The following is a 12,378-nucleotide window of genomic DNA, read 5'->3' on the forward strand; positions in this document are numbered from 1 at the left end:
ATTAAATATGGAACAATTAATAACAGGACCATTTAAACCTATAATTTCGTTTCGATATTTAAAATCGACCTTTGAAAAGCTTTTAAGTTCTAAAAATCCTATGGAGCAGTTTATGGCTAAAGAAGGTATTAAAATTTTAGATGCAAACCCAGAACTGGTTACAGGTACTAGTGCTATAGATGTATTTTATAGTTATAAAGAAGAGGTCGATAAAATAATGGCATTTTTATTTCCGCCTGCCTTAGCAGACAACGAAATTAAAGCCGCTTTATTTCCATATTCTAACGCCTATTTTTATGTCTCTAAACGATTTAAAAGTATTATAGACGAAACCTCGTCTGATGTAAATCAAGTGCTGCGAAAACTGTATAAAGACAACGACGACTCTATAGATCTTAATCCCTATGCTATAATTTTAAATAAATATTACCAATTTAATGTCGATTTTGAGCGCCCTAAACAAATTCAATTGGTAGATGGCACCGGTGTTACAAGAACATACAGAATTACGTTTAATGCCGATTTTTTAAATATTTATCCCAATGAAAATGCAGTAGAAATTACTTCTGAAATTTTAGACGAACTCTTAGAAAATGCTCAAGATAAAAGTGTTTGGGATCTTTATTTTCCTGAAGATTCTTGGACGGTTGAAGGTTTTGGAATTATTAGTATGATTGATACAACCTTAGACGAAAAGATAGACGACTTTAAAGCGCATCTTATTAAAGGAAACTCCAATAATTCTAAACCAATTATAGAAGATTTACGTAAAATATTCAATATAAGTGATCTGGAAATTGGTAATTATATCGTAGAAGGTGATCAATTAATTCGCCCAATAGGTGAGGGCAAACATACTTTTACATTACATGACGATGGTCAACAAGTGTCATGCCAATCTTATGCTTGTAAATATGTTTACGATACTTTATTTGTAAATCACGAGCCTGTTGTATTATCTAATGTTCTTAATTATAGTAAAAAGTCTCCAGGAAATAGTTTAAGTCGTACTTTATTAGAGAAAGGTTTTAAAAGTGCAATCTTATTACCTATTGTTATTGATGGCGAATTAAAGTTTATAGTAGAATTGGTTGCTCATAAAGTAAATCAATTAAATCATATTAATAAAGTTAAGCTAGACACTATAATGCCTTTTATCTTAAGTCATTCTAAACGGTCTATTGCAGAGTATGACAATGAAATTAGTGCCATCATTCAAAATCAATGCACATCCATTCACCCAGCAGTGGAGTGGCGTTTTGTAGAAGAAGCACATCGATTTATTCAAGAACGCGATGCAGGGTTTTCGCCTAATTTTAATGAGATTAAGTTCGAGAATGTCCTGCCTTTATTTGGACAAATAGATATTGTAGGGTCTTCTGTTGCTAGAAATAAAGCCATACAAAGCGATTTAAATATGGCTTTAACGTTAAGTAAAAACATTTTAAGAGAGCGAATTGAAGATAAAAACTATCCGTTTTACGAACAACTTATTTATAAAATAGATAAACAGATTTATGAATTAGAATCTGATTTTAATAATAACACAGAACAAGAAATTAATTTGTTTTTTGAAAAAGATATTTATCCACTTTTCAGACATTTTAAAGCTGCTGGACCTAAAAACGATAAAATAGATGATTTTATAAATACATTAAACGAAAATAAACATTCGTTTTATGTGGCAAGAAAAGCTTACGATGATACAATTAATAACATCAATAAATCTTTATCTGTATTTATAGAAAAGAAGCAAGTAAAGGCTCAAGAAATCTATCCTCATTACTTTGAAAAGTTTAAAACCGATGGGATTGAACATAATATGTATGTAGGGCAATCCATATCACAAAACACAGCTTATCACGAATCTGTGCTTTTTAATTTAAGATTATGGCAATTGCAAGTTATGTGCGAAATGGAAGCTTTATATTATGCCAATCAACACAATTTTCCTGTAAAGTTAGATGTTACATCTTTAGTTTTGGTTTACGATGTACCACTTACTATCCGTTATCGTATAGACGAGAAACAATTTGATGTAGATGGTGCTTATAATGTACGTTACGAAATGATTAAAAAACGTATAGATAAAGCATTAATTAAAGGAACAACCGAACGTATTACTCAACCTCATAAATTAACTGTTGTATATTCTACAAATAACATTGAACGTGAATATTTAAGTTATTTTGAGTTCCTGAAGTCAAAAAATTATATAGGAGATAAAATTGAAATTTTAGAAGTAGAAGAGCTTCAAGGAGCAAATGGTATTAAAGCCATAAGAGCAGATATTAATCCAAAATTAGAGCAAGCCAATACATTGTTTTCCATGGCAGATTTGGAAGCTTCGCTTTAATAGGAATATGAGTTTATGAATAAATTTTTACTTTTTATTATAGTATTTACTAGTTTAAGTAGCTGTGCAACATACGAGTCTGGACATGCTGTACAAGATGGTGGTGCCTTACAAGATATTAATGCAGAAACTGTAAATGTGTTTTTAATAGGAGATGCCGGAAAACCAGATCAAGGAAAGGCACCAAAGGCTTTAGTAGAAATGCAGAAGCAATTTACACATGCGGGTAAAGAAGACTTGTTGTTTTTTTTAGGAGACAATATTTACCCCAAAGGATTTCCAGATAAAGATCAAAAAGGCCATAAGGCCGCTAAAGAAGCTCTGGAACTTCAACTAGAAGTAGCCAAAACGTTTCCGGGTTCTGTATACGTAATTCCAGGAAATCATGATTGGTATAGCGGGATAAAAGGACTTAAACGCCAAGAGAAATTAGTAGAAGATGTGTTGGGTAAAAACACATTTAAACCTGAAGATGGTTGTGGTATAGACCGTATAAATATTAGTGACGATCTGGTTTTAATTCTGGTAGATTCTGAATGGTACATTACAAATTGGGACAAACAGCCTACAATTAATGATGATTGTGAGATAAAAACTAGAGCACAGTTTTTAGATGAATTTAGAAGTGAAATTAAAAAAGCAAGAGGGAAAACGACATTAGTTGCTATACATCATCCCATGTTTAGTAATGGGCCACATGGCGGACAATATACTTTTGCAGACCATATGAAACCCTTACCTATTATAGGAACTTTAAAGAATATTATAAGAAACACGACAGGGATATCTAATGCAGATATGTCTAATGCATTTTATAACGATATGCGTAAACAGTTAATTGCTGCAGCGCAACAAAACGATCGTGTTATCTTTTTATCAGGGCATGAGCACAGTTTACAGTGTATTCAATTAGACAATTTAACGCAAATTATTAGTGGTTCTGGGGCTAAAACATCAGCAGTTCGAGAACGCAATAACGGACAATTTGGTTTAGGGGCTAACGGTTATGCTGTTTTAAATATTCATAAAAATTTAGCCACAGATGTACAGTTTGTAAAAGCAGAAACACAAGATGTTGTGTTTAGAAAGCATATTCATAATGCATTGCTTCCTCAGGTTACAACTTATCCAAATACGTTTAAAGACTCTATTAGCGCTTCGGTGTTAACACAAGAAGATACTAATAAATCGTCTTTTTATAAAGTGTTATGGGGCGATCGTTTTAGAAACTATTACAGTACTCCGGTGTTAGCAAAAACATTAAATTTAGATACGCTTTATGGCGGTGTGGTGCCAATTAGAAAAGGAGGAGGGACACAATCTAAATCTTTGAGATTAGAAGATCAATCTGGAAAACAATACGTTATGCGTGCTTTAAAAAAAAGTGCCACACAATATATTCAAGCTGCAATGTTTCGCGATCAATACGTTGAGGGGCAATTTAACGATACTGCAGCAGAAGCATTGGTGTCAGATGTCTTTACTGGAGCACACCCATATGCGCCAATTGTTATAGATGTATTGTCTGATGCCGTTGGCGTGTATCATTTAAACCCTAAACTATATTATGTTCCAAAACAAAATGCGTTAAAAGAATTTAATTCTGAATTTGGAGACGAATTATATTTTTTAGAAGAACATGCATCTGAAGGACATATGAATCTTGCAGGAGAAAACTTTACCGGAGACATTATTAGTACCCTTGATGTATTTGAAGAAATACATTCTGATGAAGATGTAATTATAGATCAAGAAAATTACATAAGATCAAGACTGTTTGATATGCTTATTGGCGATTGGGATAGACACCAAGACCAATGGCGCTGGTTAGAATTTAAGGAAAACGGAAAAAAAGTATATAGAGCTTTACCTAGAGACCGCGATCAAGCTTTTTCAAGAATGTCCGAAGGTTTTATGTTAAGTGCGGGTGTGGCTTTAATTCCTGGCGCACGTGTATTAAGAAGTTACGATGAAGACTTAAGAGATGTTAAAGGGGTAAATGCAGAACCTTATCCGTTAGATATCGTATTTATAACCGATGCAGACAAATCTGTTTGGGATACACAAGTAGCCTATATACAAAAGCATATTACAGATGAGGTTATAGATAAAGCTTTTTTAAAGTTCCCTAAAGAAGTACAAGACAAATCTGTGTTAGAAATAAAAGCATTAGTTAAAGCACGTCGTAAAAATCTTAAAGATATCTCAGATCGTTATTACGAGCTCATTAGCAAATATGCTGTTGTAACCGGTACAAATAAAGACGATTATATTTCGGTAAAAGGGTTAGAAAACGGTAATGTAGAGGTGGCTGTTTTGCGTAAAAAAGACGATACGATTAAAGATCGTTTTCATCATAAAATTTATACTCCTAAAGTTACTAAAGAGATCTGGATTTATGGATTAGATGATGATGATACTTTTAACGTTGTACAAAAAAGTAAGCGTATCAAAATTCGATTAATTGGTGGGCAAAACAATGATGATTATACTGTAGAGCATGGGAAGAATATTGTGATTTACGATTATAAATCGAAAAAGAATAATATGCTCAATGCTCAATCGGCTAAAATTAAGCTAACAGACGATTACGATACGCAAGTATACAATTACAAGAAATTTAAAAGTAATACCAACCAATTATTGCCCATTTTAGGAGCTAATCCAGACGATGGATTAAAACTAGGTATTGCAGATACATATACACGATATGGGTTTGAGCGTAATCCGTTTACAAGTCAGCATATCTTTAAAGGCGCATACTATTTTGCAACTAACGGATTTGAATTGTCTTATAGTGGAGAATTTGCTCATGTTGTTGGACACTTAAATCTTAAAGTAGAAGCTGGTTTTCAGAGTCCAAATTATACCCTGAATTTTTTCGGTTTTGGAAATGATACCTCTAATTATGAAGATGATTTAGGAGTGGACTATAATCGTGTAAAAGTTAGAACCTTTGGGATTGCGCCTAGTTTAGTTTGGAATTCTTTACGCGGAAGCATGATAGATTTTGGAATACACTATGAAACCACCGAAGTACACGATTCTAGCAATAGATTTGTTGAAGAAGATAACGGCGAACTCCCAAATTATATATTTGATGAGGTACAATTTGGAGGCATTCATGCTGCGTATCACTTTTCTAATTACGATAATAAAGCCTATCCAACATTGGCATTAAAATTTGATTTAGAAACAGGATATACTCAAAATATAGATTTTAATGGGCGTAGCTATGGTTATCTTATTCCAGAGTTGGCAATTGCACATAAATTAGATCATTCAGGACGTTTAGTGTTGGCTACACGACTGAAGTCTCAGATTAATTTTGGAAATGATTTCGAATTTTATCAAGCAGCAGCTATAGGAGGAGAAGATGGTTTGCGAGGGTTTAGAAACCAACGCTTTACAGGAAAACGGTCTTTTTACCAAAATACAGACGTAAGATATAGTTTAACCAATTTAAAAACACCGTTATTACCTGTAAAAATTGGAATGTATGGTAGTTTTGATTATGGTCGTGTGTGGTTGTCTCAGGATAATTCAGAAAGATGGCATAATTCTTATGGTGGAGGTATATTTGTTAACGGAGCAGAATTACTAACAGCCAATTTAGGAGTGTTTGATTCTGTAGATGGTATACGTGTAGCTTTTGGTTTAGGTTTTGGGTTTTAAAACACAAACTAAGATTTAAGATTTAGAGTTATAAAAAAACCACCTGTAAAAGGTGGTTTTTTTATAAGTTATAATTAATAGGTTTAGTAATTTACATGATCGGTAATTTCTAATCCATATCCAATCATTCCCACACGTTTAGTATGCTCACTATTCGAAATTAATCGCAATTTATGAATACCTAAGTCATGTAAAATTTGAGCGCCTATACCAAAATCTTTATTATCCATGGCAATGCTAGGAGCTTTGGTAACACTGTTTTCTTTTTGTTCTTGTTTAAGTATGGCCAATCTATTAATAATATTCATTGCAGTAGGCTCCTGATTAATAAATATAATCGCACCACATTCGGCATCATTAATCACTTTAAACATACTGTCTAACTTAGCATCTGCATTATTAGTTAAGGTGCCTAAAATATCATTGTTAACCAAGGTGGAGTTAATACGTGTTAATACGGGAGTATCAGATTTCCATTGCCCTTTAGTTAAAGCAATATGTACTTGATTATTGGTTGTTTGCTTATAAGCTCTTAAACGGAATTTTCCAAAGCGTGTTTCTAAGTCAAAATCTTCTTGTTTTTCAATCAAAGAATCATGTTGCATTCTATAGGCTACTAAATCTTCAATAGAAATAATTTTAAGATCAAATTTTTCTGCAACTAATTTTAGTTGAGGTAAGCGTGCCATTGTTCCATCTTCGTTCATGATTTCAACAATCATTCCCGCAGGTTCTAAACCAGCTAATCTGGCTAAATCTATAGCTGCTTCGGTATGTCCGGTACGCCTTAAAACGCCTCCATCCTTAGCAACAAGAGGAAACACGTGTCCTGGTCTTGCTAAATCATACGATTTGGTTTCTGGGTCTACTAAAGCTTGAACAGTGAGTGCGCGATCGGCCGCAGAAATTCCTGTAGAAACGCCTTTTCCACGTAAATCTACAGATACAGTAAATGCTGTTTCCATATGGTCGGTATTGTTAGATACCATCATATGTAAATCTAATGCTTTACAACGACTTTCTGTAAGCGGTGCGCAAATCAATCCACGACCATGAGTGGCCATGAAGTTCACCATCTCTGGTGTTGCTTTAGATGCAGCGGCAACAAAGTCACCTTCGTTTTCGCGGTCTTCATCGTCTACAACAATAATAACTTTACCATTTCTAATATCGTTAATGGCTTCTTTAATTGTATGTAGTTTAAAGGATGAAGATTTTTTTTCTTTTGGTTCTGTCATCATGATGCAAAGATATTGCTTTTAGTTTAAATGTTGTATTGCATTGCGACTTAAGTCTGTTTTGGTTTTATATTTAAAAAAGACATGAGCCACAGGGTAAATTATAAATCCTAAAAGCGTCAACAATATATGAGATTGTTTATTTTTTTGATTTAAATGTTTGTTAAAAGCGATAATACGGAATTGTTGAGCGCTATAATAAACTAGGAATACTAGAAATGAAATTATACTTAATTGAATACATATAGTCGCTAAATCGGGCATTTTATTATTTTTTAAAATGAAAAATAATACGAGTAATACGATGCCTGTTATATTAAATATTAGAGCAATTTTTGAATAGATATTTACCCGATTTACCAAGTTCTTAAGAGCTTCAAAAGAGGCATCAATATGTATCCCTTTTTGTCTAATGGCGTCTAAACTTAAATTGCGTTCTTCTAAAGTATATAACGCTTCAATTTTACCAGATTCGTGATAATTATAAACAGTAGGATCTTTTATAATACTTAAAAGTTTATCTTCTTTATAACGTTTAAAATCGCTAAAATCACGACTGTAACCATCTGTAAAATCTTCAGCAGAGGTTTTAAATTTAAATATCTTTTTTAATGGTATTAAAATGTGGTCAAATTCAAATAAGCCTTTATCTGCTGTAGCTCTACGTGTTAAAAACACACCTAGTGGGAACATGATAATTGTTGAAAACCAAGTCGCTAATACCGGACTAAAAGTACCATCTTTAGAACTGTTTTTAGCAAAAATTCCAATAAAATGGTAAGTTAAAAATAGTAAGATTGCAATAATCATTGGCAGACCCAATCCTCCTTTTCTAATTAAAGCACCAAGTGGAGCTCCAACAAAGAAGAGAATAACACAAGCAAAGCCTAAAGATAATTTTTCGTGTAAAGCAATAACGTGTTTGTTTAACCATGTTGCCTTAGTCTTAAAAGACCTTAAATTATTAACAAGTATTTGTTTGGTGCTTGCTGTACTATTTATTGCTAATTCGGTAATTTGAAGGCGCTTATCGTTATCATAAAGGTCTAAAATATTACCTTCAAAAACTGTGTCTTTAGAGGTTTTTAAACTCAGTTCTAAATTTTTTATACTGTATCGATTATAAACATTTTTAGATAATTTTTTATAATCTTCTTGACGCTCTAAAGCGAGCGAGTCTATGGTATAATTTAGGTCTGATACGTTTAACATGTTATATTTTCCTTCAACATTTTTATCCTCTAAATCCACGTCATTTAATTGTGATAAATCTGTGTTTATTGTATAAACATCAAACGCACTTTTAGTAAAAGGTCTACGCCGTCTCTCTTTAGATTTTTTAGGAGGTGTATCGTCGTAATAATAACCATCCTTTAATATTAGTTTTAAAATATCAGAATCTTCCTGACCGATTAATTCTCCTTCTTTTGCAACTATGGTTGTATAATTCCCTAGTCCAGTGTTGGGTTTTTTATGAATTACTACATCATGCAAAAATTGCCCTTTGTCACCGGTTTTCTTTTCTACTTTAATGTTAATGGATCCTACTTCGTTAAACTGGCCTTCTGCAATAACCATGGCAGGTTTTAATTTCGCTATATTTTTGCGTAAGTTATACGAGTTGTACTCGCCCCAAGGAATCACATTATTGGCAAAGAAAAAAGTAACAATGCCAAGTCCTATAATAAAAATACTTAAACCAGCCATTGCACGCTGCAATGAGATTCCTGTAGATTTCATTGCAGCAAATTCGTAGTTTTCTGCAAAATTTCCGAAAACCATAATTGAAGATAATAAAATGGTTAGCGGTAAAACTAAAGGTATTAATTTAGGTGAGTAATATAATAGAAATTTAAAAATTACCAAGATGTCCAAATCTTTTCCGGCCAATTCTTTAATGAATAGCCAGATGGTTTGCAACACAAAAATCATCATTAGTATTATAAAAACACTAAAGAAGGTTTTTAAATATGTGGTTAAGATATAGCGATCTAGAATTTTCAAGTATTCCCTAATTTAATTTATTTATATAATAATTTTTGTACTTATTCTTATCAAAAGTAAATAAGGATTTAGATAGGGTCTGATTGGTTTTAAAAGACGTAACAGTTAAAGTTGTTTGTGTACTGTTTTGACCTACTTCAATTAAATTATAGATGTGTTTTGTTTGTGGATCTATACCTAATAATACGTGTTTAATTTCTGAATTAGAATCCATAGGTATTAACTTTACAAACTGAATTTTACGTCCCTTAATGTTTTTTTCTGCATCCATTTTATAGGTGTACCCGTGGGTGTAAAAAGATAACATTTTACTAGGTGTTATACTTGCTTCGTCTTCAGGGTTTTCTTCAGAAATAGTAACTTCTTCGTCTTCAGGATTTATACTGTATAGAGTTTTACCATCAAAAATTCTGGTAATACCTAAAATATTTAAGATGTATTTATCTCCTTCCATAACCACATCACCACGAGTTTCTTGGTTAATATTTTCGGCAGTATTTTGTAAAACGTATTTAAAATCTAATGCAATATTATCGTAAGATTTTACTTTTGAAGATACTTGATCTAATAAGGCTTTTGCTTTAGCATCGTTTTGGCTAAACCCTAAAAGGGTAAAACATAAAGTTAGTGAAAGTAAAAATGTTTTCATTTTAGTTATTCTTTTCATTTTCTAATAATTGTTCTAATGCAACAAAATCTGGAATTAATACTTGTCGGGCTTTACTTCCTTCAAAAGGGCCAACTATACCTGCGGCTTCTAATTGGTCAATTAAACGTCCGGCACGATTATATCCTAATTTTAATTTACGTTGTAATAATGAAGCAGAACCTTGTTGGGCTGTAACAATAATTTCTGCTGCTTCTTTAAATAATTTATCTCTGTCTGATATATCAATATCAAGATTTGTGCCACCTTCTTCACCAACATATTCTGGTAATAGATAAGCGTCGGGATAGGCTTTTTGTCCGCCAATAAATTCAGTTATTTTTTCGACTTCTGGCGTATCTACAAATGCACATTGTATACGAATCATGTCATTACCTTGAGTATAAAGCATATCTCCACGTCCAATAAGTTGGTCGGCTCCCGAGCCATCTAAAATAGTTCTAGAATCGATTTTGGAGGTTACTCTAAAAGCTATTCTTGCAGGAAAATTGGCTTTAATAATACCGGTAATAACGTTTACCGATGGACGTTGTGTTGCAATAATTAAGTGTATACCAATGGCACGTGCTAACTGCGCTAAACGCGCGATAGGTGTTTCTACTTCTTTACCTGCCGTCATGATTAAATCTGCAAACTCATCGACTACCAATACAATATATGGTAAGAAATGATGTCCGTCGTTAGGATTTAGTTTACGCGCTTTAAATTTTGTATTGTATTCTTTAAGGTTACGACACATAGCATTTTTAAGCATCTCGTAACGGTTGTCCATCTCAATACATAACGAGTTTAACGTGTTTATAACCTTAGTGTTATCTGTAATGATTGCTTCTTCGCTATCTGGTAATTTGGCTAAATAATGGCGTTCTATTTTATTAAATAAAGTCAATTCTACTTTCTTTGGATCAACTAAAACAAATTTAACTTCTGCCGGGTGTTTTTTATACAATAAAGATGTTAATACGGCATTTAATCCAACAGATTTACCTTGACCTGTAGCTCCTGCCATAAGCATGTGAGGCATTTTAGCTAAGTCGACTACAAAGGTTTCGTTGCTAATTGTTTTTCCTAAGGCAATCGGTAATTCCATATCTGATTTCTGGAATTTTTGTGAAGCAATTACCGAACGCATGGATACAATGGTAGAGTTTTCGTTAGGAACTTCTATACCAATAGTTCCTTTTCCTGGAATTGGTGCGATAATACGAATTCCTAATGCCGAAAGTGATAAAGCAATATCATCTTCTAAGTTTTTAATTTTAGAAATACGCACACCAGCTTCTGGAACAATTTCATATAATGTAACTGTGGGGCCTATTGTTGCTTTAATACTCGCAATACCAATTTTATAATTGTTTAGGGTTTCGACAATTCTATTTTTATTACCCTCAAGTTCTTCTTGGTTTATAGATATACCTTCGTTATTGTATTTTTTCAATAAATCTAAAGGAGGAAATTGATATTTTCCAAGTTCTAGTGTTGGATCAAACAACCCAAAATCTGCTACTAATTTATTTGATAAATTATCGGTTTCAGAAAGTTCTTCTTGTACCGTTTCTACTTGTATATCTAATTCCGGACCATCCTCTATAGTTTCTTCTTTTGGCGTTTCTACTTCAAAAGTACTGGTAGGCACTTGTTGTGTAGGTTCAGGTTTTTCAAAAGTTTCAAATTCTACAATTGGTGTAGGTTCAGGTTCGGGAACTATAGGTTTAGCTTTAGGTTTTTCTTGAGTCGCTGAAACGTGTGCCGATTTTATAGCTTCGGCTTCTTCTGTTAAATTATTATCGAAAGCAAAACTATCTTCTTCTGCGTTCGATTTTAATTCATCTGAAATATTTTTCTTAGCCGATTTAAATAGGGCAATAAAACTGTGAATAGTTACTTTAAAACGTGTGGCGAGATAAACGATAAGTCCAAAGAATAGAAGCAGAGCCACACCTAAAATTCCGATATAATCTTGTAAAAACGTATTGGTTTCAAAACCAACAGTACCTCCTAGTATAGCGTGTTTTTCTCCAAAAAAACCAAAAAATATAGAAAACCATAAAATTAAATAAAGCCCCCAAAACCAATGACGTCTTAATTTTTGATAGTTAATATCTAAGAGCACATGTAATCCAGAACGTACAAGTAAGCCTGCAAAAATAAAGGCCGCAATACCAAAACCACGATATACAAAAATATCGCTTAGGTAAGCGCCTAATTTTTTTACCCAATTTTCAGCTTCAACCTGACGTACAGTAAATTCGTTTAAAATACTTTGATCGGCTTTACCTGTAAAAAAATAGGATAAAAATGCCGTACCCAAAATAATACCAAGAATGATTAGTAAACTACCAAAAATAAGCTTTTGTTGGTTCGTTAATTTTAGACTTGGTTTCTTAAATTTAGGCGTACTAGATTGATTAGTTTTTGGTTTTTTTTTAGCCATCAAC

The 12,378-nt window shown here is 32.8% G+C and carries 6 protein-coding genes; 2 read left to right on the top strand and 4 right to left on the bottom strand.

Annotation, left to right across the window (positions count from 1 at the left end; genetic code table 11):
• The first annotated feature begins 7 nt into the window (after positions 1 to 7).
• The gene (locus FNB79_RS08715; RefSeq protein ID WP_143380945.1) at positions 8 to 2,356 is read left to right on the top strand and encodes a hypothetical protein; all 2,349 of its coding nucleotides are present in this window, start codon (positions 8 to 10) and stop codon (positions 2,354 to 2,356) included.
• A gap of 15 nt (positions 2,357 to 2,371) precedes the next feature.
• Positions 2,372 to 6,031, top strand: a complete 3,660-nt coding sequence (locus FNB79_RS08720; RefSeq protein WP_143380946.1) for a metallophosphoesterase — start codon at positions 2,372 to 2,374, stop codon at positions 6,029 to 6,031.
• A gap of 83 nt (positions 6,032 to 6,114) precedes the next feature.
• Here FNB79_RS08720 and ribB read toward each other — a convergent pair whose 3' ends face one another.
• From ribB to FNB79_RS08740, 4 genes are read right to left on the bottom strand one after another with little or no spacing between them, the layout of a single operon-like run.
• Positions 6,115 to 7,269: a 3,4-dihydroxy-2-butanone-4-phosphate synthase gene (ribB, locus tag FNB79_RS08725; RefSeq protein WP_143382594.1), complete on the bottom strand. Its 1,155-nt coding sequence runs from the start codon at positions 7,267 to 7,269 to the stop codon at positions 6,115 to 6,117.
• Between the two features lie 21 nt (positions 7,270 to 7,290).
• On the bottom strand, positions 7,291 to 9,273 hold the full coding sequence (locus FNB79_RS08730) for an LptF/LptG family permease (protein WP_143380947.1): 1,983 nt from the start codon (positions 9,271 to 9,273) through the stop codon (positions 7,291 to 7,293).
• Positions 9,274 to 9,280: 7 nt separating this feature from the next.
• Positions 9,281 to 9,922 (bottom strand): LolA family protein, encoded by a 642-nt coding sequence (locus FNB79_RS08735; RefSeq protein ID WP_246073250.1) that lies wholly within the window; start codon positions 9,920 to 9,922, stop codon positions 9,281 to 9,283.
• A 1-nt stretch (position 9,923) separates the two neighbouring features.
• On the bottom strand, positions 9,924 to 12,374 hold the full coding sequence (locus tag FNB79_RS08740) for a DNA translocase FtsK (RefSeq protein WP_143380949.1): 2,451 nt from the start codon (positions 12,372 to 12,374) through the stop codon (positions 9,924 to 9,926).
• Between the last annotated feature and the right edge of the window lie 4 nt (positions 12,375 to 12,378).

Origin of the sequence: Formosa sediminum (genome assembly GCF_007197735.1) — a bacterium.
Taxonomy (GTDB): domain Bacteria; phylum Bacteroidota; class Bacteroidia; order Flavobacteriales; family Flavobacteriaceae; genus Formosa; species Formosa sediminum.

Coding starts and splice junctions, on each gene's coding strand:
- FNB79_RS08715 (WP_143380945.1), top strand. CDS start 8: ATGGAACAATTAATAACAGGACCATTTAAACCTATAATTTCGTTTCGA.
- FNB79_RS08720 (WP_143380946.1), top strand. CDS start 2,372: ATGAATAAATTTTTACTTTTTATTATAGTATTTACTAGTTTAAGTAGC.
- ribB (WP_143382594.1), bottom strand. CDS start 7,269: ATGACAGAACCAAAAGAAAAAAAATCTTCATCCTTTAAACTACATACA.
- FNB79_RS08735 (WP_246073250.1), bottom strand. CDS start 9,922: ATGAAAACATTTTTACTTTCACTAACTTTATGTTTTACCCTTTTAGGG.
- FNB79_RS08740 (WP_143380949.1), bottom strand. CDS start 12,374: ATGGCTAAAAAAAAACCAAAAACTAATCAATCTAGTACGCCTAAATTT.